This is a genomic window from Paenirhodobacter huangdaonensis, from assembly GCF_004022465.1.
Lineage (GTDB): Bacteria > Pseudomonadota > Alphaproteobacteria > Rhodobacterales > Rhodobacteraceae > Rhodobacter > Rhodobacter huangdaonensis.
The window spans coordinates 13,748-35,183 of the sequence record NZ_SAVA01000018.1; the positions used below are offsets into that span (position 1 = coordinate 13,748).

Consider the following 21,436-nt stretch of genomic DNA (forward strand, 5'->3'; position numbering starts at 1 on the left):
GTCGGAGCAGATTTCAGCGTTTTCCGGACAGATCACTGGCCGTACGTCGCCCTAGGCAAGCAAAGAAGGTGCATCTGATCTGCGGTGCAGACAGCGCCTCGGTGAAGGTTGCGAGGACGACCATCATCTCGAGGCCGGCCGCGAGCATCTGAACCAGGCCCGCCGCAATCCATTGAAGGCGCTGTTTGACAGCATCAGCCTCTGACTTGGGCTGCGCGAGCCTTGAAGCCCGCATCTTGGTTTTTGCTTTTGACATGTTCTGATCTCCTCGCTCTCGGAAAGCTGCAGGCGTCAGATCGTAGCTTCCGTCACGGTCCTATTTTCGGGGGTAGCTCATCAGAGCTCTGGCCCCAATTCTTCAAAAGCTGGCGCCGCCGGATCGTGGACGGTTTCGCCGTCTGTCAGGAGGGTCTTTTCGCCGATGGTGAAACGCAGCCATTCCTGCCCATCCTGGATAACGAAGGCCAGGTGTGTCGCCGCTGCGCCCCGGTCGGAAGCCTGGCGTCGGGCAATCCGGATCAGGTCCGCCCTTGTGCGGACGGCCCTTCCCGAAGGGGTTCCCCCAGCAGGGCAAGGATCTGCGTGATCCCGTTTTTCATGAGGGAGATTTCCGCCTGCTGGCGGTCGCTCGCCTTCGCCAGTTGGCGCACGAGATCCCGGGTTTCCTGCTCGTCCTCCAATGCGCGGACTGCGCGTTCCATCTGGTCGGCGATACGGATGATCTCCAGCAGAAAAAGATTGATCCTGGCCGAGATTTTCGGGGCTTCCTCCTGTGCGAGAAGCGCCTGCAAGGGGGCGATCAAGGCCGTCAGCTTGCGCAATTCGTTCAGAAGTTCGGGCCAGGACATCGGGGGAGCGTGTTCGTTCATTCAGAGTTTCCAATCGGCTTGCAATCTGGTGCCAGCGGTCGATGGGCTGCTCGGCAAGACTTTGTGCGAGCGACCATTCGGCCTGATAGGTCCGTAGCCTGCCCAGGATGTGGGAAAGCTGATGCTTCAGGGCGTCGAAGAGGCTCTGGGCGTGGACAGCGTGTCGAAGAAGCCGAGCATGGAGCGCATCGCCTCCCGTTCTTGCTCCAACACGGCGAGGCGCGCTTCCAGGTCGTGGATGCGCGTGCTCTGGTGTTGGAGCATTTGCTCGATCTGTCGGGTGAGCCGAAGCTCCATGGGGCTGAGAGGGGCGGTCAAGGAGAGCTCCTGAATGATCGGGGTGGCTGAGGGGAAGTGGGCGACTGGCCATGCGGAGCAGGGCGAGCGGGGCGGCCGGGGCCGGTTCAGGATAGCCATATCGACTGGCGTTGAATTTCGCCCGGCGCCGCATGGCGTCGGCGAGCCTCTTCGGCGCGGCGCGCATCTGCCTGTCCCGGATTTCGTCGAACTCCGGTCCGGGCAGATCGATCAGTGGATTCTCCGGAGAGAAGGCATCCGAAAACAGAAACCCACTCATCCGCCAGCGAGCGCCGTTGTCAAGGTCGCGGAAGGTGATGCTGTCCGCAGTTATGCGCTGGATGATGAGGCCGTGGTTCGCCAGTTCGGATTGCATCCGGTTGATCAGCTGATCGCGGTCGGAGATCCCTTCCCACTCGACCAAGCATTCCGCCATGGCCGCGATTTCTTTTCGGAAATCCCAGGGCGGGGGGATGTCGTTGCGGAGGGCCTCGCTTTGCTGCTTCAGCAGCCAGTTCGGCTGAGATGTCATTCGGCGATGAGCGCGGTCTAGGGGATCGGCCCAGCCGAAACGACGGTTCAGCACATCGCGGAAATTGTCCCACAGACGCTGGCTGACCTTCCCCGGCGGGTGCGGGTTATAGGCGCGGATTTGGCCCTGTGCCGTCCAGACCGCCCTAGGCAACAGGATATTCACTTCGAGCCGGCCGGTATGCGTGTGGGTTCCGATGAGCGGCTCCAGGCGCGCGGCTTCCGGCAATCCGGCATAGGCCACCTCAAGGAACAGTCCGAGGGTCTGGCGGATCTGCGCCCGGGCCTCGGCCGCACCGGCGTTGAAGGCTGAGACGAGAACGTCTTCCCGGGCGAAGGACAGAGTCGCAACGCTGTACCGGTGTTTGCCGGGCAAGGCCTTCAGGCCGGCCAGTGTCAACTCCGGTCGCCCCGCCAGAAGTTCGGGGATGGGGTCGCGGCTCACCTGGACGTGCCAGGCGCCGAGCGTCTTGCCGACCTCTCTCTCCAGCATGTAGCGGATGACGGCATCCGGGGAGCTGCGCGCGCTGGCGCCGCTATGAGGGGACCAGCCGAGGATCACGGCGTTGCGTCCGCCAGAATCTGTGCCAGCCGCCGCTCAATAGAGATCAGCGGCAGATGGGCCGTGAGGACATTCACCTTGTTCGCCCCGGACAGGCCATCGGCGACCCGCTCGAGCGCCCGGTGGGTCTTTTGCAGTTCTTCGATGAGGTGAATGAGGTGAGTGGGGTTGCAAGGACGAGGGCTGCTGTCCCGGCATCGGATCAGATATTGGGAAACCGAGAGATCCGCCGCGGCGGCTTCAGTGCGGATCGCCGACCAGACGGCGTCCGCGACGTGGATCTCGCGCGGCTTGGCTTTCTCCGAATCTGCCTTGCGTGGCCGTGCCATGGTGCGTCCTTCCTCTGGGCGGCATCCTTTGGTCACGGGGTTTTGCCCGGGGGGTACGAGGAGCCTTGATCAGGGAAGATTTGCCGAGGTCGAAGAAAATCCAAAACGGTTTCCTGCGAATCTCATTAGGAGAAGCGCTTTCCGATGAGTGGAGTGGGATGGGCAGGGTGAGAGTCGCGATCTCGGACTGTCCGGTGTGCTGTTGCTGGTCGGTGATTTCCGCAAGGCGCCGGGGAGCAGCCGGCGGATCCTGGCGAATGTCTATCGGTTCGACTACGTGGACCAGAACGGCAGCATTCTGGCATCGATCGAGAAGCCCCCGGCGAAGGCCTCCGTCGTCAGTGAAGCTGAAGTGGTTGGCAAGACCCAGGCGAAGATTCTGGAACTGGCGCATCTGCCGCCTCTGGGCTCGGATTGGCCGACATTGCGCCAGACGCTTTCCGGGAATTACGGTTTCGCGCTGTCCTATGCGGTCGCCTATGACGATGGGAAGGTCGAGATCCGGGACGGCAAGGTCGTACGCGAGGATCTGGACGAGGCCAAGCCGCTGCATCTCGGCTTCGGCAATGACCGGAAGCCGGTTGCCGGGATGTTCGCGAAACAAAGCCCGGTGTAACGAACGAAGATCCCGGAAGGGCAGATCGACATGGGGGTCACCGGGCCGATGCTGGATTGCGGCACACCGGATGTTCCGGACGCGTGTGGGGGGCTGGTTTTTGATCGGACTGCGTGAAACCTGGTGCTGACCGGTGTGGAAGGTATGGTCGACTTGCCGGGGCCGGATCATGAAAAAGCCTCTCCGGCGATTGCCCGATCGGATCTTCCGGCATTTCTGCGGTCGGATCTGAAGATCGCCTACATGTCCGGCTGGCCGAAGGCGGACTGGACCTTCGCGCCCTCGGGCGAGCCCCTCGCCGCTGTCTGCTACCTGATCGGCGCGGATCTGGGCGGTTCTCCGGATTAGCTGCGGCCAACGGAGCACGGTGAACCATGAACTCGTCGCCTACGCCGTCAATGGCGCGAAGGGGTGCGCACCGCTGTTCTTCACCATGGCAATCCATGAGGTCGAGCCGGCTCGGTGAGACCCGCCCCGCGTAACGCGTTTATTGCCAGACCTGCAAGTGCCTGATATCTCTTCCAGACAGGATTTTCTGATGATCACTTCCAAGACCACCGGGCTTGTCAACGGCGGCGCAAAAGGCGGCCATGGCGGCGGAGCAAAACCAGGCCAGTTGGTGAGGGTGTGCGCCATGGCGCGCGCGCTTCCCACGTAGCTGGCGCGTGCCATGGCGCACTGGCGCTTCAGCGCCAATCGTCTTCAGATATCTGGATCGGGATTAACGCCGCTTGCGGGCTGTGCTGTGGGCGAGGCGGTAACTTTCGCCGTTCATCTCGAGGATGCTGACGTGGTGGGTCAATCGGTCGAGCAGCGCGCCGGTTAGACGCTCGGAGCCGAATGTTTCAGTCCATTCATCGAAGGGCAGATTGCTGGTGATCAGGGTCGATCCGCGTTCATAGCGCTGCGAGATCAGCTCGAACAGCAATTCGGCACCCGTCTTCGACAAGGGAACAAAGCCGAGTTCGTCGATGATGAGAAGCTTGTAACGATGCTGTCCCATGGAGTGGTGTAGCTGGCGCTGATCGTCACCGTGATGTTCGGCGCGGGCCTGCTTGATCAGGATGCCGCTGCGGGCAGGCTGATGGCGGTATTTTCGCCCATCGGCGCGATAGTTTCCAGCGTCATGTAGCGGGCACGCTGGACGGCCCATTCGTCGTTTTGTTCCAGCAGCAAAGCGCCCACCAGTCGGACGATAGCTTCGTCGTTCGGGAAGATGCCTACGACGTCGGTGCGCCGCTTGATCTCGCCGTTCAGCCGCTCGATCGGGTTGGTCGAGTGCAGCTTGGCCCGGTGTTCTTTGGGAAAGGACATGTAGGCCAGCACATCGTGCTCGGCGTCGTCCATCAGCATGGCGAGCTTGGGCACCTTGGGCCTGATCTGATCGGCCACGGCGCGCCACTGGGTGCTGGCGGCTTCGGCGGTTTCCTGAGCGAAGGCGGTGGCGATGAAGGCCGAGACGACACGCCGCCCGCTCTTCCCGGCATGGGCGAGGGCATTGCGCTGGAAGTGGACGCGGCAGCGTTGCCAGGTGGCGCAGAGAACCTTGGAAACCGCAGCCTTGATGCCCTCATGTGCGTCCGAGATCACCAGCTTGACCCCGCGCAGCCCCCGGCGTGTCAGCTTGCGCAGGAACTCGGTCCAGATCGGTTCGGCCTCGGAAGTGCCTATTTCCAGGCCCAGAACCTCGCGCCGACCGTCGGTGTTGACCCCGATGGCGATGATGACGGCGACTGAGACGATCCGCCCGCCGCGCCGGACCTTAAGGTAGGTGGCATCGATCCAGAGATAGGGCCAGTCGCCCTCGAGCGGCCGGGTGAGGAAGGCCTTCACCTTGCCGTCGATCTCCTCGCACAGACGGCTGACCTGGCTCTTCGAGATCCCCGACATGCCCATCGCCTTGACCAGATCGTCGACGGATCGCGTGGAGATGCCTTGAACATAGGCCTCCTGAATGACCGCCGTCAGCGCCTTCTCGGCCATCCGCCGCGGTTCGAGAAAGCCCGGGAAGTAGCTGCCCTTCCTGAGCTTCGGGATGCGCAGTTCAACCGTCCCCGCGCGGGTCTCCCAGTCCCGATCGCGATACCCATTGCGTTGCGCTCGTCGCGCGGGGTCCTTCTCGCCATAGGCTGCGCCCGTCGCAGCGCCGACCTCCAGTTCCATCAGCCGCTCCGCGGCAAAGCCGATCATCTCGCGCAGCAGATCGGCGTCAGGGGTCTTCTCGACGAGGTCGCGCAGGTTCATCATCTCGGTGGTCATCGGTGAAATCTCCGGTTCAGGTTGGTGTCAGCAACCAGACCCTACCGGAACATCGCCGGTGACCACCTCACCAAGAACCTACACCACGCTCAGGGACAGCATCGTGTAGCCGCCGGTGAAGCCACATTCCTCGCGAAGCCGGTCAAATACCCGCTTCGCCGTATGCCGTTGCTTGCGCGGCATGCTCCGGTCCGCTTCCAACCAACCCTCGATGATCAGGATAAACGGATCGAGCTTCGGGCGCCGGACCTCGATCGTCCGACGGTAGCCCGGCGGAACAGAAAACGACATCATCTTCCGAACCGTGTCCCGCGAAACGTTGAATACCCGTGCCGCTTCCCGCTGGCTCATGCCTTCCGCACAAGCCTGACGAACTCTCAGATATAGCTCCACGCTGTAAATCCCCACGCCCTCCCTGCAACCGCAGACAGGGAAAAGTGGACGACTTTTACGCCGCCCGCAGCAGCTTCATGCCGACGCTTCCATGGACGAACTTCGCACCGCCGTTCTCACGCATCGAAGCCGTGCCTTCCGTCGCCCCCGCGCCGAACGAGCGCTGGTCGACGGATCTGGCGCGGGTCTGGGCCGGAAAGGACGGCTGGGCGTCGCTTGCGCTGGTGATCGACTGCCACACACGCGAGCTCCTGGGCTGGCATCTGTCGCGCTCCGGCAAGGCCACCACGGCCAGCGCGGCCCTAGAGCACGCTCTGATCGCCAGGTTCGGCACCTTGGGCAAGGTAGATCGGGAATTCCTGCTGAGGTCGGACAACGGCCTGGTCTTCACCAGCCGCCACTTCACGGCCCTCGTCCGCAGCTATGGCCTGAAGCAGGAGTTCATCACCCCGCACTGCCCGCAGCAGAACGGCATGGTCGAGCGGGTCATCCGCACGCTCAAGGAGCAATGCGTTCATCGCTATCGCTCCGAGAGCATCCAGCACGCGACCCGCGTCATTGGCGACCGGATCGGCTTCTACAACAACAGCCGCCCTCATCAGGCCCTTGCCATGCGCACGCCGGCCGAGGCATTCAAATTAGCGGCTTAACCTGAGCGGGTTCCGCTGGATTATTTCACAATATCGCCCGGTCACGTCATAAACGCCCCCCGCCACCAACTGACCCTAGAGATCTGTATATGTTCAGGATTTCCCGAACGAACCGGGTGACGGAAAAACGCGCGTCGTAGGTGGCACGGCATGCGGGGCGCATCGCGCGGAGATCGGATCTATCCAGCTCCCTCAGACGGTGAAGAAGGCTCTCGTCGCCAAGGGCGAAGACATGGCCCGTCACGCCTTCCCGGATCAGATCGGGCAAGGCGCCGCGATCGCTGACGAGGGCGGGCGTTCCGTTTCGGAACGCTTCCGGGACGACAAGGCCGAAGCCTTCCCAGCGCGAGGGAACCACGATCGCATCGGCCGAGCTATACCAGTCATCGATCTCCGCGGGACCTATCCAACCGGCGGCGAAGGTGTTTTGGGGCAGGGGGATGGGCGTTCCGTCGCGGCGGACGGTCTTGCCCAGAACGTGCAGTCGTAGGTTGGTGCGTTGCTGACTAGCCTCGCCGAAAGCTTCGAACAGCAGGTCGAGACCTTTCTGCTGGTCATGTCGGCCGACGAAAAGCAGGTGTAGGGCCTCCGGTTCGGAGGCGAACAGGTCATCGCGCGCGCTGGCCCGGCGCTCGATGACGGCGTTCTCCACCAGGCGCTGATCGCCGCGATACTCGAGCCGCTGCGCAAGGGTGAGATCACTTTGCGAGATGTTGATCACCACATCGGCGAGCCCGCACAGCCGTCCCTCGATACTCTTGACGAGGCGCGCTTTAGAGGACGCCGCCGGGTAGCGGGCGTAGGCCCAGCCATGGGGGCAGTAAATCGCCTTCTTCCGACGGGCCGCAGACAGGCGCATGGCTCCGAGACCGAGCAGCGCGAAGGTCGAGTGGAAGAAGAAAATATCAGGGGTCTCGTCACGGATCGTCTGCTGCGCGGCGCGCAGGAAGCTGAACAGCGAACGCGGGTTGCGACCGGTCGACGGAAAGAGCCGCAGCCTCAGGCCGGGGGCCATCGCATCCGCATGGCAGGACGGGACGAGAAATACATTCTCGACCCCGTCCTCGATCCCTCCGAGCATGTTCAAGTAGCTGGCGACGCCACCCGTTGCAGTCTCGCAAATGTGCAGAATTTTCATATTGGCGTTCCGTCAATAGGACATGCAAGGCAACGCAGTCACACCGTTTGAAGCTGTTCCCCTTGCGATCTTACAATCGTTGCATGACGTTTCAGTGCCAGTGCATCACGAGAAACGCTCAGGTGCACGACGAGTCCGAACAGGAATGGGCTGGGGGTCAGCCAGTACCCGCCGTCGCCGACTGAGGCAGCTAGGTAGATTATGATCGGCAGCTTGTGCGATGACCAATGGGTCATGCGTGCAACCACGAGAAGCGTTCCGTAATACATTGCTGCGGCGGGTAGTCCGAAATACTGGGCGATGGCGATGGGCGTCACCTCGAAAACTGCGGCCTCGGGCTGCAGTCTCCCGAATAGAGCTGCCGAAATGCTGCTGCTGACGTCGCCGACCCACATGGCCACTTTGAGCCAGCGGATATTTCCGGAAATGTCGCGACCCATCAACCGAGCCTGGAGAATCGCCTGGATCGGCTCCAGGCTTAAGAAAAAGAAGATGGCTGCAGGAATGATGACGATCCCAATGATCATGTAGGTCACGTTGACTTTGCCGTGCCTGAGCCAGTCGAGGGAGGTGAAGCCGATCAGGGCGGCCATGCCCATCATTGCGGCGGCGCTGCCCGTGGTCACTACGATTCCGGACGTGGCGGCGAATAGAGCGAAACGAAGCGCGCCGCTGTGGATCTGCCGGAGGGCGATCGGGAGCATCATGATGAGCGCAACGCCCAAAAGGTTGCCGTTCTGGTAAGTCGAGAAGACCTTGTCGACCCCGATTTCGTGGAGCACGTTGTTTTTCGCCAAGATATCTTCAATTCCGCCCGAACCGGTCGACGTCAAATGGTTGATGTTTACCGTCTCCGGGCCGAGCAGCAATTGCAGGTAGCCATAGGCAACCACGAATAGATAGGCGTTTCGGATTCCCTTTTCGGCAAGCAAAACCCCACTTTCGGTGAGTGGTTTGCATGCCCACATGAATATCGTCATCATGCTGGCCCAGAGAAACAGGGTTCTTGCTCGGGCGACAGGATCGCTAAAACTGGTCACTGTCAGGTTGAAAACAAAAAGAAGTGTGATCCATACCCCTGTGGCGAGCAAGAGAGCGTGACCAAGGTTTCGCGGCTGAGCCAGACACCGCATCGCCCCAGTGAAACTCAGTCCCATTCCCCAGAACAGTGAGACGTAGAAGGGGATGCCGCCAAGGATCCATCCCGCCTTTGGAAAGGCGACGAGGAACAGGCTGTTCATGCGGCGCGTGAACCTTGTCTTGTTAATCTGTAACCAGGTGTGCTGCAAGAAAACGACCTCTGAGTTATCCGGTAGATAGGCAGTAAACACCACTTACGCGAAACCGCAAACAATGACCCCAAGACTATCAACTTGACCTTGAGAGGGTATGCACCAAGATTGGGGGGAACGCATCATTTAATCGCAGCTCGCTCATTCGGCGGGGGCATCGCAGTTGGAGGTAGGTTGTTCAAACGAAGGTGCGCGCGCACGGGTCAAATATTTTTTATGATTTCCTTTCATTCTCCGGCCGTCAAGACTTGCAACCAGGAGAGTGCCATGAACGGCGTTGTTGTAGAACTCCCGTTGTGAAGGATTCACATCACGAATCCATGCGGTTAGATGGGGGGCATGAGCGAACCCAAGCCTGCCCGTTATCGCACGACGAACTGGTCCGCCTACAACGATGCCCTCAAGAGGCGTGGGTCGTTGCTGATCTGGGTGGACAAGGAGATGGCCTGGCACGCGCCGCATGAGGGCCGCGCGGGGCGCCCACCGGTCTTCTCGAATGCGGCAATCCAGTTTTGCTTGTCGATCAAGGTTCTTTTCAAGCTGCCGCTCAGGCCGAGTGAGCCAGTGAGGCGCCATTGGTCCGAGCCCACTGGCGAACGGGATAGTGGCGAACCTGCTGCGCCTGGCCGGGCTGGATTGGCCGGTTCCAGGCTACTCCACGCGGCAGAAGACCCTCGAGGTCCAGATCCCGTATCGCCGCGCTGCCGGGCCGCTGAACCTGCTGGTGGACACTGAGCCATGGCGCCGCCACTGGTCCGAGGCCCATGGCGAAGGGCATCAAGTGACTCGGCGAATGAGATGGGACCGTGGCTGCAGTGCCGCCGCGTAAGCCCATCGAATGAGTGGCAGGCCCGCAAGCACGGCGTGCAGGGCCGCCGCCAATGGCGCAAGGTTCATCTGGCCATGGATACCGCCACGTCCGACATCCGGGCGGTGGAGTTCACCCCCAGCAGAGACGGCGACAGTCCTGTCCTGCCTGACCTGCTGGGTCAGATCCCGGAGGGCGAAGACATCAGCACCGTGACAGCCGATGGCGCCTATGACACGCGCCGCTGCCACACCGTCATCCTCGAGCGCGACGCGGTGCCGATCATTCCGATCCGCAAGAATGGTCGGTTATGGAAGGGGGACTGCCCGGCCGCGATGGCCAGGAACGAAACCCTGCGGGCGACCCGACACTATGGCCGGGCGTTCTGGAAGCGCTGGACCGGATACCACGTCCGAAGCCGGATCGAGGCGAAGATGCGCTGCCTCAAGTCCTTCGGCGAGCGGATCGCTGCAAGAGACCCCGACCGCCAAACCGCCGAAATCCAAATCAGCGTCGCACTCATCAATCGCTTCAACGCCCTCGGAGCCGCCGAGATCGTTCGCGTGGCATGACGCCACTGGAGTAAGGGGCAGCTGCGCCACAAGCCGCAGTTCTGCAACATATATAACCGCCCCTTGCGCAAGAGGGTTTATGAAGCACTTTCTGGCGCGGTGTCGGGTGCTGACATATATCCGGCCTCTTGATGCGACCTCGATATGCCGCGGGCCCGTATGGTGTTCGCGGATCAGGTCCCAAATCAACGCCGCGTGCTCGGTGGCACTTTGTTGCAGGCTGGTTCTCTTGATCCCGTCTCACGACCGTTGCGCGGCTTACGCCGCCACGGTCGGAGCCCGGTATGCTTCGCCCTTCATCATCAGCGCCCAGACGATGCGCGCCATCTTGTTGGCGAGAGCCACGCGGACCAGCATCGGAGGCTTGTGAGATAACATCCCAGCCAGCCAGGTGCCGGGCTTTGCCAAGGCGTGGACATGCCGCTTGATGATGACGCTGTTGGCGCCGAGGATCAGCAAACGCCGCAGCGACCGTTCTCCCATCTTCGTCGTCGCCCCAAGCCGCTGCTTGCCGCCCGTCGAATGTTGACGCGGCACCAAGCCGAGCCAAGCGGCGAAGTCGCGTGCCCGCCGGAATGTCTCCGGTGGCGGGGCCAGCGTGTCGAGGGCCGTGGCAATCAACGGGCCTATGCCCGGGATTGTCATGAGCCGTCGAGCCAGTTCGTTCTCCACGGCCCGATGACGGATCTCGGCATCGAGCTTCGCAATCTGGGTGTCGAAGCCCCTGATGACTTCGACGAGCACGCGCAAAGTCGTCACGGCCTGCTCCGGCAAGCCGTTCAACGGAGCCTCGAAGATGGCGACGAGGCGGCTGGCATTCGCGGCCCCCTTGGGTGCTATCTGGCCGAACTCGGTCAGATGGCCGCGGAGGGCATTGATCGCCTGCGTGCGCTGTCGGATCAGCAGCTCGCGGATGCGAAAGACCAGAGCGGCTCCTTGGGTCTCCTCACTCTTCACGGGCACGAAACGCATCGTCGGGCGCATGGCCGCTTCGCAGATCGCCTCAGCATCGGCAGCGTCGTTCTTCTGGCGCTTAACGAGCGGCTTGACGTAAGCGGGCGGGATGAGGCGGACCTCGTGGCCCAGTTTGCCAATCTCGCGGCCCCAGAAGTGCGCGCCGCCGCAGGCTTCCATTGTCACCAAGCAAGGCCGCAGCTGGCTGAAGAAAGCCAGCACCTGATCCCACCTCAGCTTCTTGCGCAGCACGGTGCGACCCGAGGCATCTGCCCCGTGCGCCTGAAACACATTCTTCGCCAGATCGTGTCCGACAGTGGTAAGCTCCGACATGACCGCCCTCCTTTGTGAATCGTCGCAGACCCACCTTGGCATATCGATGCCGTCGGGGGGTGGTTACATCATCAATGCCGCTGCAATTGCGAAAACTGTCACGCACCGGTTCTCGAGGCCTTGGCGGGCGTGACCGGCTGCACCTTTGCCGAGAGCTGGCCGGCCGGGCTCGAGGTGATCGGGCTTGCGGTCATCACGGCGCGTGCAGACGAGCTTTAGCCTCCGACCGGCGCAATTTCTCGGGACGGCGCGGTGCCGCAAGGCTTGCCCCTTTATCCCCTGACGATCCTCTTGAGGGTCATCAGCGGGAGAAGGGTCGCCCCCCGGGTCGGCAGGGCGACCGCGACACAGATGGCCAGAAAAACCGCAAGGCCAACGGCCACCCGCGCCACGGGGGGGGCGAACAGAGCGGCAAGCTGTTCCGCGCCCCAAAGCGCGACCGCGGCGATCACGATCATCGGCAAGGCCTGCGCCAGTGCCTTTGCCAGCGCCCGCATTGGAATTTGCAGAAGTCTTGCGGTGACGACCTGCGTCACCACGGCCTTCGACAGAAATGCGACCAGCATCGCAACGGCGACGCCGGCAAGCCCCTGGCGGCTGCCCAGCATCGCGCCGGTGAACACGACGACCGCCGCCCCCAGTTCGATCCAGAGCGCGAGGCCATACAGGCCCATGCCCTGAATCAGCATCATCTGCAGCCGCGCGATGACCGTGAAGGTCAGCATCAGCGACAGGAGTGCGAAGGGGGTCTCTGCCTGGCTCCAGCCCGGGCCAAAGGCGATGCGGATGATCTCGGGAGCGAAGCCGAACATGAACAGGCTGAACGGCGCCATCAGCAGCAGCATCGCGGCGCTGATGAGCGGCAGAAGTTCGCGCAGACGCTCCTTGTCGTCCTGCTTGCGGGAAAAGGCGGGAAAAAACACCCGCGTCAGGATCTGGTCGAACAATCGGTTGCCACGCACGATGAGATCGGAGGCGCGCCCGTAGAACCCCACCGGAGAGGCGCCCAGCACGCGGCCGACGATCAGCCGGTCGAGATTGAACTGCAGCTCAAGGAGCAGGTTGGCGCTCATCAGCGGGAGGCTGGAGCGCGCCATCTCGATCAGCGACGGGCGGTCGGTGATCAGCGTCAGCTCGCGGCGGACCGAAAAGGCGAGGCTCGCGGCGCGCAGCACCGATTGGGTGAGAAAGGCTGCCACGAGCGACCAGATCCCATATCCCAGCCAGGCCATCGGGATGCCGACAAGGTAATACCCCACGATATAGGAGCCGATGTCGATCAGGGTCAGCAGGCGCACGTTGATATCGCGCTGCAGCAGGCGTGCCCCCACCACGCTGAGCCCGTTGACCGGGAAGCCCAGGGCGACGAAGAGCAAAGGCGCAGCTAGGCCCGGCATATGCATGAAATCGGCGAAAGCCCCGCGGGAGGCGATGATCACGACTGCGACGATCACGCTGACGCCGGCCGCGATCCAGATCGCGGCGCCGACGGTGACGGGTTTCAGCACCCGGTGCTGCACGATCGACGGGCCGACCCCGCCGAAGGAAATCAGCTCGGCGACATAGATGACGACCATCACGATGGTGAAAACGCCGAAGGCGTCCGGCGCGATGATCCGGGTCAGGGCCGCGATCGGAATGAACTGGACAAGCGCCTTGACGACATTGCCAAGCGCGACCCAGGCCGCGCCATGCGCGGCGCGTTGCGCTAGGCCGCTCACGGCGCGGCTCCGGCCTCGACCGGAGCCGCGCTGGAAAGACAGGCCGCCAACGCCTCTTCAGGCAACGCCTTGACCGGAAAGCGATCAGTCGAGCGCAGCGCCCGATCATAGGAGCCCAGGGCAAAATGCTGCGGAATCCAGTAACTTTTCGAGAATTTCTGCAGATCTAGCAGGGTGGTGGAGAAGGGCGAGAGATAAAGCCTATAGTCGGTGTCCACGCAATGCTGCAGCGAGCCGCCCTCGGGCTTTTCGATGCTGAACTTCGGGCCGCTGAGCGCTGCGCCGATGGCGGCAATCTCTTCCGCTCCCTCGCGCGGATGCGGCAGATAGACCACCGGCACCGGCGCCATCTCGACCAGTTTGCCCAGCGCCTTGATGTAATTGCCGCGAGTGATGTGGCCATCGGCCACCAGAACGTTGGCGACGAAGGCAATGGCCTCGCGTGGCAGGTTGCGGCCTTCGGGGATGCGCATCTGCAGGTTGCATTTGTCGAAGCGGTCGCGCACCGTGATCCTGTCGCGCGGCAGCCGCAGCAGGAAAGGGTGCCCGGGATAGAACCCGCAGGCGATCTGCACCATCCGCCGCAGCCGGAACAGGTAGAGGTTGTTCATGTCGACGTAATGCATGACCCCCTCTTCCCAGAGCTCGAAACGTTCGATCCCGAAATGGTCGATCAGCGCCAGTTCCAGCGGTTCGTTCTCGAGGAAGAGGATGATGCGCGCCGGGGTCAGGGCCGCGATCTGGGCGATCTTCTCGCGCGTGTAACGGCGATTGGTGGCAAAGATCCGGGGAAGGTTCCACTGGCCCTGCCCGGGGCGGATCTCACGTCCAATCGGGATCAGCTTCTCGGCGGGAAAGCTGCGCAGCAACTGAGCGCGCATGAACTCCTCGCGGAACAGGATGTGATCCACCTGCGGGTAATTGTCGGCGAGAAGCTTGATGTGAAGAAAGTTTCTTGGAAAGGCGACCGTCGGTCCGTTCGCGTCCAGAACAATTGTTTCGGGCATCAGGGCATCGCGCTCCGGGGGCGGGTCTCCAGTGCGAAGAGGTCCACGAGTTGGGACGCATTTTCGATCACCGGAAGGCCATGTGCCTTGGTATAACTCGGCCAGTCGGCGAACTCGCTCCAATTCGAGGCGAAAACGAAGGGGATGCCGAATTTTTCAGCAGCAACGTGGTCATACCGACTGTCGCCGATGAAGACCGCGCGCTCGGGAACGACTCCCCCTGAAACCAACCGTTCGAGGATCACTTCCTTGCTGTCGGGGCTGCCGAAGATGCCGACATCGAACAGCCTATCGAGGCCGCGCGCCGCGAACACCTCGCGCAGCTCCGCCTGATCCCCCCCCGAGACGATACACCACCGGCTGTCGGGGACGTGCGCCCGCAACGCGTCAAGGCCCGGGGTGACGGCACAGGTGGCAAGCCCTTCGCGCACGGCCCCGGCATAGGCCGAGAGCAGGCTATCGAGCGCCGCATCGGTGACTTCGGTCTTCAGGATGTCCTTCAGGAAATGGCGGAACTTGAGGTAACGCGACACACCGCCGTTGGCGGTATGATAGGTGACCATCGCCTCGGCTGCCGCTGCGCCAAAGGGTAAAGTTGCCTCCCGGAAGGCCTCCGTCTTGACGCGATTGGAGTCGAACACGACCCCGTCGCAGTCGAAGAGAAAAGTGTCCGGAACCGTCACAGCGTCGCCAGCCCGGCCGAGATCATCTGCTCGCCGAGTGCGAAATCTTCCGGCCAGTCGATGTCCATGCCTACGACCTTGTCCATGCCGAACTTGAACGGGTTCAGGCCGATCCGGTCGGCCTGTTCGCTGTAGACCGAGGACGGTGCGATGAAGGCCGCACTGTTGATCTCGTGGATTAGGGCCAAGGTTTGCGTGCGAGGCCATTTTTCTTTGGCTCGGTCGTAGTTTACTGGACCATCCTCGTTCCACAGGAATCCATGGATCACATTGGTCGACATCAGGGAGTCATACCCGTCGCGCTGTTTGGCGAAATAAGTCTCGATCATCTCGTCGTAGAGGGCCGCTCCGACGAAGGGTGAGGTGACATGGGTCCAGAGAATATGCCGGTCGCGCCCGACAAGCCCGAGCGCATGGGCCACCAGATCGTCGGTGCTCGTCGAACTGGACGACAATTTCTCGCAACGCTTGTGCGGGATGATCTTGCCTGCCCCCAACGTCGCCGCGAAGTCGAGGATTTCGTCGTCGTTCGTGGAGAGATGCACCGCTTCGACACGTTCGGCGCCAAGAAGTTGACGCAGCTTGATTTCGATCAGCCCGTGCTCGATCCCGGCGAAGGGCTTGATGTTCTTGCGCGGGATCCGCTCGGAGCCCTTGCGGCACGGCAGGAAAACAGAAACGGACGACATATCAGAATCTCCCGTAGATCGACGCGGTCGTGATCTTGTGCCGGGTCGGCGTGATCGCCAAAAGCGGCAGGCCCTCGTCGGCCTTGTAGGCGGAGAGGATGTCATCCGTCTCGGCGGTGCGCGGATCGTCGGCGACATAGCCGTCGAACCCCGCCATCAGGATGCGCCGGGCCTTGCCGCTGTTGGCGAGCGCGAGCGCATAGGCCAGCACGAGGAAGGTCGGGCTCTTGCAGGAGGTTTCGTCGAAGACAAAGCCGTCGGGGCTGATCTCCATACCGAAGTCCAGCACCTCCTTGCCGGAGAGTGCCTCGCGCAGGTCGTCCGGCAGCGCGGCAAACGGCGTCACCAATGGCTGCGGCAGGTTGAGCAAGACTTCCCAGTCGGCCAGCATCCGGACCGGATGCGAGGCGAGGCGGAGGTCGATCATCTCGGGCGCGATGCCCGATTGGGTGTTGAGCGCGAGCACGACAGGCTTGTGCTTGCTCACATAGGCTTCGAGCGCCTTGCGATAGTGCCGCACGCCGGGGCCGGAACCGAGGATCAGTACCTCGCGCCCCTCCATCAGCTGTTTCGGGGCCCAGCTGCCGCACGCCGGGGCGTGGTAGAAATCGCGCGCGCCATGCAGCCGCTCCGCGCTGTATTTCTGCGCGTCCCCCTGGCGCAGGTGGTCGATGACCGCGAGGATGTCCTCCTCGTTGTAGCGCGGATCGCCCAGCATTTCCTGAATGTAGGTCGGGTGGATGTTGTATTTGCCCGAGAGGAAGTAATAGGAGTTGCTGCCCCAGCCGTGCTGCGCCTTCATCGGGCCGAAATAGCTGTTGATCAGCTCCATCATCGGCACGAAGCTGGCCCCGCCGCCGCGCAGCGCATCGAGTTCGATCGCCAACTCCTCGGTGCGCGCATTGCCGGGGCCGCGCCCCATGCCGGTGACCGTGGCGTCGAGCCAAGTGGCCCCGGCGTCAAAGGCGCGCATCGTGTTTTCCAGAGCCAGCCCCATGTTGTCATGGGTGTGGATGCCGATCGGCCCCCCCCACTTCTGCCGCATTAGCGTGACGATGCTCGCGGCCTGTTCGGGGCGCATCCCCCCCATGCTGTCGGCGAAATAGAGCGCCTCGATCGGATATGCGCCGGCCTGCTCGGCATACCAGAGGATTTCTTCCTCGGTTCGGTCGGAAATCTGCATGAGGTTCAGGCCGACCCGGTAGCCGCGCGCGCTGAGCCACGTCGTCGCCGGCAGGATTTCCTCGATTTCGCGCAGATGGCAGGCGATACGGACAAGCGAGACGGGCGTTGTTTCGGCGCGCTCGGGGAACAGCAACTCGAGCGAGGGGAGGAGGCCGAGATCAGTCAGCAGGTCTGCCCCATTCACCATGACGCCGATGGTGAGATCGGATGGCGGAGCGCTCTGGCGAATCCAGTCGTCGGTTGCATAGGCGCAGGGCCCCTTGAAGCCATTGTTCTTCAGGAACCGAAAACCGACCTCGACGATGTCGACCTTTGCAGCTCGCATGGCCTGAAAGTACTTCTGGACAATGTCTTCCGGGAAGTCCCAAGCGTTGTAATAACCGCCGTCTCGAAAGGTGCAGTCAAGCAGGATTGGTCTCATGAGATCCACTGTCCAATGTCTAAATTTATAGGGTGAAGCGCTTGGGACAATCCAGAGTCACCCCTTTGAAATGAACGCACACTGCGATTGTGGAAAACTCTAGACAAAAATATCGTTGATGTGAAGGGGGGGGCAGGTCTTCTCTCTCGGGTGATCAAGCGGCCCGCAGCAGGCTTTCGAGAAGCGCCGCCGCGCCAGGATAATCACTGACCTGTCCTGCCGACATGAAGAACCGAATAGGTCTGCCCTTCGTATCGTTGACCGTGTGCAGATTTGTGTTCATGCTGCCTTTAGTTCGACAGATCTGGCGACCGCGCCCCCCCTTTTTTGCACGCAGGCTACAAGCTGTGCGATGCGCCTACAGATAAGTCGCGTCGACCATGTTTGCCTTGGGATCAGCGCTCTCGGCGGCCAGCCCCGCCAGGATCCGAGCGAAGACCCAGTTATCACTCCAGCACTTCCAGAGACTGTAGAGGGTCTTCGCTGGCCCATATACCCTCGGTGCGTCGCACCACCGCAAACCATTGCGATTGATGAAGATAAAGCCGCTCAGAACCCGCAGATCATCCACGCATGGGCGGCCATCGCTCTTGGGACAGAAGGGGCGAAGGCCCACCATCTGCGCTTCGGTCAGCCAGAACAAGTTGCTCATAGATCGGGTCTCCTTGCGGATCCTGAAACACGCCGGATAGGCGCGGCGTGATCTGGAAATGCAGCGAGTTCCGCGTGTGCTCCCGCAGGTGCGGGGTGGTCCAGATCTGAAGCCCGTTACCCGTCGCCGTCGCACTGGGCATGCCAATCAAACCCAGCGTCCCGTAGTTCGAAATGCCGTCCGCTCGCGCCGAGATCGCAGTTGCGCCGGCGAAAACGAGCGCGAGGCCGGGACTGCCAAGGGAGATGATGCGTTGGGGCTGCAGTCTCGTGGCGGAAGAGGGACGGTTCTTCCGTCAAGGATCGCACTCTTGTTGGCAGTTGAACATGCCTGTTGCGCTCTGCCTGCGGGGGGCAGATGCAACAGCCGGGAGCCATGCCGTCACGCCCCCGTGCGCAGGAGCATGGCTTTCGGGGTGCGCAAGATCAGCGAGAGGTCGCCCGATGCGGAAAGGTTCCGCCCGTAGGCCTCGTCGAAACGCACGCGCGAGTCGAAGGTGGTGTCGTGGCGGCTCATCACCTGCCACAGCCCGGTGACCCCCGGCCGGCATTGTTGCGCAACTGCCTGACGAGACGGATTCACATTGAGAATCCTAGGGTTTAGGAAGTTGTGCATGAGCAAGTCGGGCCCCATCCGCTACCGCACGACGAACTGGAAAGCCTATAACGCAGGGCTGAAGAAACGCGGCTCTCTGCTGATCTGGCTGGACAAGGACAAGGTGTGGCTTGCGCCGAAAGATGGTCGCGAAGGTCACCCGCTGGTGTTCACGGACGCGGTCATACAGTTCTGTCTGATGATGAAAGTCCTGTTCGGCTTGCCCCTGCGCCAGACAACTGGGCTGGTTGCCCGCATTCTGGAGATGGCCGAACTCGATTGGCCGGTCCCGGACTTCTCCACCCTGAGCCGTCGGCAGAAGAGCATTACGGTGCAGATTCCGTTCCGCCGGTCTGCAGGCCCTTTGAACCTGCTGGTGGGCAGCACGGGGATCAAGTTCCTGGGCGATGGCGAGTGGCTGGCCAGGAAGCATGGCCCCCACCGCAGGCGTCAATACAGGAAGGTTCATCTGGCGATGGATGCAGGCTCCGGTGACATCCGGGCGGTCGAGTTTACGCCGGGCAACGAGGGCGACAGCCCGATGCTTCCCGACCTGCTGGCGCAGATCCCCGGGGATGAACAGATCGGGACGGTGGCCGGCGATGGTGGCTACGACACCCGCCGCTGCCACACCGCCATCCTCGAACGAGGGGCTATCGCTATCGTCCCTATCCGCAAGAACGGTCGCCTCTGGAAAGAGGATGGTCCGGCGGCCAGGGCGCCCAATGATATCCTGCGGGCGACCAGACGCTTGGGGAGGGCCAACTGGAAGCGATGGCCCGGATATCATGTCCGAAGCAGGATCGAGGCAAAGATGAAATGCCTCTTGCGTCGGGGTAAACGATCCCCCGGATCGTTTACTATTCCCTCCTCACCTTCGGGGAGCGCATCGCATCAAGAGACCCCGATCGCCAGACCGCCGAAATCCACATCCGCATTGCTCTCATGAACCGCTTCAATGCTCTCGGCACCGCCGGGATCGAGCGCATCGCATGATCTCAATGGGATAAAGGGGAAATCTCGATCCAGCAATGAGTAACGCAACAATGCCCAGCCAGTCCGCCATTGTGATCAGAGCCGGAAAACTCCAAAATCCGGCGGTCCAAGCTTGGGGAACAGAGCACTCTTTTTGTGGACATTCCGCCAATATTTGTTATAATGATAAGATATACATTCATTGAAAGGGGCCGCTATGACCCGCATTCTGACTGCGACGACCCTGAGCCTGTTCTTTGCCGTAGTGCCTGCCTTCGTGAGTGCCGATCCCGCGCCGAATACGGTATTGCCGGGTGGGTCTTTGCCCGAAGGCATGGAGCAGAATCTGAAAGAGCTTACCCCTGCCTTGGGCGTTTTGGGGATCCTGATTATCGCCGGAAATGGCGGGACGAACTCGACCACGTCGACGCCCTCGACCACGAACTGAGGCGAAAGAGCAGGAAAAGAGCAGGAAACGGCGCCCCTCGGGCGCCGTTTCCATTGGAATGTTCCGGGTCAGTTCGCGGCCGCGTTCGCGCTCGACACGATGAGCGAGGGGGTAATCGCGTTGACCACATTTCCCCAATGCGCCACCGGCTGGGTCGCAACGAAGATCACGTCATTCGCGTGCAACTCGAAGCGGGTGGCCAGAAGCAGCGAGGCGGCATTGCGTGCGTCGAGGTGCCAAGCGGTGATGGAGTCGTATTCCATTGGATCGGCGGAGCCGCGCAGCACGTAGATGTGCTTGGGGTCCGATTTTGCGGTCACAAGGCCACCGCCCGAGCCGTAGATCGCATCGGCGAGTGACGCCTTGCGGTCATAGGGCAGCGGGAAGCGCGACTGTTTGGCCACTTCGCCCGTCAGATAGGCGTAGTCGCGCGCCTCGGACTCGAGCTGCAGGCGGGCATTGAAGGTCTGTCGCTTCTCGTCGAGCTCGGCGCGGCGGAGGGTAATTTCCGTCTCGAGTGCTTGCAGCCGGCTCGTGCGCTCGAGCTGCTTGAAGTTGGCGAGCTTGATCTGCTCCTCGAAATAGGACGCGGCCTTGTCGAGCTGATAGGCGCTGTCGACGAAGATGCTGTCGTCAGGGGCAAGCTGGATCCGGGCGTTGCCGTCGTAGAGCGTTTTCAGCGGGATCTGATAGAGTTTGCCAGCGCGATAGAGCCGCACCACGGCGGTGTTGGTGTCCGCCGTGCGCGCCCCGCCCGCGGCGGCCAGCGCCTCGTCGAGAGTGAGCGGGTTGAGAGTGATCGGCACCACGGTGGGGGCGGCGACATCCCCGCCCACGGCGACCCTTTTTGAGTGGAACTCGGCGATCTCGAGCGAGAAGGTGGGGTCGATCTGCTTGTCGAGGAACTTCTGGAACAGCGTCGCCTCGGCATCGTCGACGGTCTGGTCGGCAATCACGACGCGCCCGACATTCGGGATCGAGATCGAGCCGTCGTCCTGCACGGTGTAGCCCTGACGTGCGCTTTGCGCGGCGAGAATCCCGGTGAGCTGCTCAACGGTCGAACCGCTTTTCGGCGTCGCAAGCAGCACGACGTCGCCGACGCCGATCTTGTAGCTCGCGGGCGGCAGGGGCGGCGGAAGGCGGGTGTCGACCTGGTCGGTGCGCGCGATCTGTTCGAAGGCGCCGGCCGGGGCTGTGACCGGCCCAGACATCGTGCCCGACATCCCGGCGCTCTGGTTGAAATAAGCCGGCAACTGGCGCGGCTGATAGGGCGCGCGGTTCGCCACCAGCACCGATTCCGCAGTGAGCGGCAGCACCCGCACCTTGCCTTCCGAGCTGATCCCCTGCGAGACCGAAGTGGTGTGATAGACCACGCCGCACGCGGTGAGCGGCAAGGCTACCACGCTGGAAAGCAGGGCAATCGTCAGTCTTCTCACGGTCATTCCTCCGTCGGCCGGG

19 protein-coding genes and 4 pseudogenes are annotated in these 21,436 nt (G+C 62.2%); 6 read left to right on the forward strand and 17 right to left on the reverse strand.

The window, feature by feature from the left end; translation table 11 throughout:
• Positions 1–13: 13 nt before the first annotated feature.
• The 3 genes from EOW66_RS19105 to EOW66_RS19115 form a co-directional block, all read right to left on the reverse strand.
• Entirely contained in the window at positions 14–256 is a 243-nt protein-coding gene (locus EOW66_RS19105) for a hypothetical protein (protein ID WP_128157912.1), read from the reverse strand.
• A gap of 80 nt (positions 257–336) precedes the next feature.
• Positions 337–2,190 carry a hypothetical protein gene (locus EOW66_RS19110; protein WP_128157913.1) on the reverse strand — a complete coding sequence of 618 codons (1,854 nt, stop codon included), beginning with the start codon at positions 2,188–2,190 and terminating at the stop codon, positions 337–339.
• Between the two features lie 65 nt (positions 2,191–2,255).
• Positions 2,256–2,588, reverse strand: coding sequence for a hypothetical protein (locus tag EOW66_RS19115; protein WP_113900819.1), 333 nt, complete (start codon positions 2,586–2,588; stop codon positions 2,256–2,258).
• A 196-nt stretch (positions 2,589–2,784) separates the two neighbouring features.
• Here EOW66_RS19115 and EOW66_RS19120 point away from each other — a divergent pair, with 196 nt between their 5' ends.
• Both EOW66_RS19120 and EOW66_RS19125 read left to right on the forward strand, forming a co-directional pair.
• Positions 2,785–3,204, forward strand: a complete 420-nt coding sequence (locus EOW66_RS19120; protein WP_128157914.1) for a hypothetical protein — start codon at positions 2,785–2,787, stop codon at positions 3,202–3,204.
• A 123-nt stretch (positions 3,205–3,327) separates the two neighbouring features.
• Positions 3,328–3,552: a hypothetical protein gene (locus tag EOW66_RS19125; RefSeq protein ID WP_128157915.1), complete on the forward strand. Its 225-nt coding sequence runs from the start codon at positions 3,328–3,330 to the stop codon at positions 3,550–3,552.
• A 373-nt stretch (positions 3,553–3,925) separates the two neighbouring features.
• Here the strand turns inward: EOW66_RS19125 and EOW66_RS19130 are convergent, their stop codons facing one another.
• The 3 genes and pseudogenes from EOW66_RS19130 to EOW66_RS19140 form a co-directional block, all read right to left on the reverse strand.
• Entirely contained in the window at positions 3,926–4,357 is a 432-nt protein-coding gene (locus EOW66_RS19130; RefSeq protein WP_275402056.1) for an ATP-binding protein, read from the reverse strand.
• A complete protein-coding gene (locus EOW66_RS19135; protein WP_128157916.1) occupies positions 4,264–5,463 on the reverse strand; it encodes an IS256 family transposase in 1,200 nt (399 codons plus the stop codon). The genes EOW66_RS19130 and EOW66_RS19135 overlap by 94 nt, the downstream gene beginning before the upstream one ends.
• Before the next feature lie 96 nt (positions 5,464–5,559).
• Positions 5,560–5,856, reverse strand: a pseudogene (locus EOW66_RS19140) (helix-turn-helix domain-containing protein); the annotation flags it as partial.
• Between the two features lie 44 nt (positions 5,857–5,900).
• Between EOW66_RS19140 and EOW66_RS19145 the strand changes: the two are divergent.
• Positions 5,901–6,506, forward strand: coding sequence for an integrase core domain-containing protein (locus EOW66_RS19145; protein ID WP_206363751.1), 606 nt, complete (start codon positions 5,901–5,903; stop codon positions 6,504–6,506).
• Positions 6,507–6,552: 46 nt separating this feature from the next.
• Here the strand turns inward: EOW66_RS19145 and EOW66_RS19150 are convergent, their stop codons facing one another.
• The gene (locus EOW66_RS19150; protein WP_128157917.1) at positions 6,553–7,644 is read right to left on the reverse strand and encodes a glycosyltransferase; all 1,092 of its coding nucleotides are present in this window, start codon (positions 7,642–7,644) and stop codon (positions 6,553–6,555) included.
• Positions 7,645–7,682: 38 nt separating this feature from the next.
• Positions 7,683–8,885 carry a hypothetical protein gene (locus EOW66_RS19155; RefSeq protein WP_128157918.1) on the reverse strand — a complete coding sequence of 401 codons (1,203 nt, stop codon included), beginning with the start codon at positions 8,883–8,885 and terminating at the stop codon, positions 7,683–7,685.
• Positions 8,886–9,275: 390 nt separating this feature from the next.
• Here EOW66_RS19155 and EOW66_RS19160 point away from each other — a divergent pair.
• Positions 9,276–10,313: pseudogene (locus EOW66_RS19160) on the forward strand (IS5 family transposase); the annotation flags it as partial.
• 261 nt (positions 10,314–10,574) lie between these two features.
• On the opposite strand, the gene EOW66_RS19165 reads toward EOW66_RS19160, so the two are convergent.
• The 8 genes and pseudogenes from EOW66_RS19165 to EOW66_RS20865 form a co-directional block, all read right to left on the reverse strand.
• Positions 10,575–11,603 (reverse strand): IS110 family transposase, encoded by a 1,029-nt coding sequence (locus EOW66_RS19165; RefSeq protein WP_128157919.1) that lies wholly within the window; start codon positions 11,601–11,603, stop codon positions 10,575–10,577.
• A 272-nt stretch (positions 11,604–11,875) separates the two neighbouring features.
• Positions 11,876–13,324: an oligosaccharide flippase family protein gene (locus tag EOW66_RS19170; protein ID WP_164881201.1), complete on the reverse strand. Its 1,449-nt coding sequence runs from the start codon at positions 13,322–13,324 to the stop codon at positions 11,876–11,878.
• Positions 13,321–14,331, reverse strand: coding sequence for a hypothetical protein (locus EOW66_RS19175; protein ID WP_128157921.1), 1,011 nt, complete (start codon positions 14,329–14,331; stop codon positions 13,321–13,323). Before EOW66_RS19175 ends, EOW66_RS19170 begins: the two co-directional genes overlap by 4 nt.
• Entirely contained in the window at positions 14,331–15,014 is a 684-nt protein-coding gene (locus EOW66_RS19180) for an HAD family hydrolase (protein WP_128157922.1), read from the reverse strand. Before EOW66_RS19180 ends, EOW66_RS19175 begins: the two co-directional genes overlap by 1 nt.
• On the reverse strand, positions 15,011–15,703 hold the full coding sequence (locus EOW66_RS19185) for an acylneuraminate cytidylyltransferase family protein (RefSeq protein ID WP_128157923.1): 693 nt from the start codon (positions 15,701–15,703) through the stop codon (positions 15,011–15,013). Before EOW66_RS19185 ends, EOW66_RS19180 begins: the two co-directional genes overlap by 4 nt.
• Before the next feature lies 1 nt (position 15,704).
• A complete protein-coding gene (locus EOW66_RS19190) occupies positions 15,705–17,309 on the reverse strand; it encodes an aldolase catalytic domain-containing protein (RefSeq protein WP_128157924.1) in 1,605 nt (534 codons plus the stop codon).
• Positions 17,310–17,469: 160 nt separating this feature from the next.
• Positions 17,470–17,961: pseudogene (locus tag EOW66_RS19195) on the reverse strand (IS5 family transposase); the annotation flags it as partial.
• Between the two features lie 381 nt (positions 17,962–18,342).
• Positions 18,343–18,594, reverse strand: coding sequence for a sugar transferase (locus EOW66_RS20865; protein ID WP_128157926.1), 252 nt, complete (start codon positions 18,592–18,594; stop codon positions 18,343–18,345).
• Here EOW66_RS20865 and EOW66_RS19210 point away from each other — a divergent pair.
• Positions 18,575–19,551 (forward strand): annotated as a pseudogene (locus tag EOW66_RS19210) (IS5 family transposase). The gene EOW66_RS20865 and the pseudogene EOW66_RS19210 sit on opposite strands and share 20 nt — an antisense overlap.
• 196 nt (positions 19,552–19,747) lie before the next feature.
• Positions 19,748–19,978, forward strand: a complete 231-nt coding sequence (locus EOW66_RS19215) for a hypothetical protein (RefSeq protein ID WP_113902154.1) — start codon at positions 19,748–19,750, stop codon at positions 19,976–19,978.
• Between the two features lie 68 nt (positions 19,979–20,046).
• Here the strand turns inward: EOW66_RS19215 and EOW66_RS19220 are convergent, their stop codons facing one another.
• On the reverse strand, positions 20,047–21,420 hold the full coding sequence (locus tag EOW66_RS19220) for a polysaccharide biosynthesis/export family protein (protein ID WP_206363752.1): 1,374 nt from the start codon (positions 21,418–21,420) through the stop codon (positions 20,047–20,049).
• Positions 21,421–21,436: the final 16 nt, after the last annotated feature.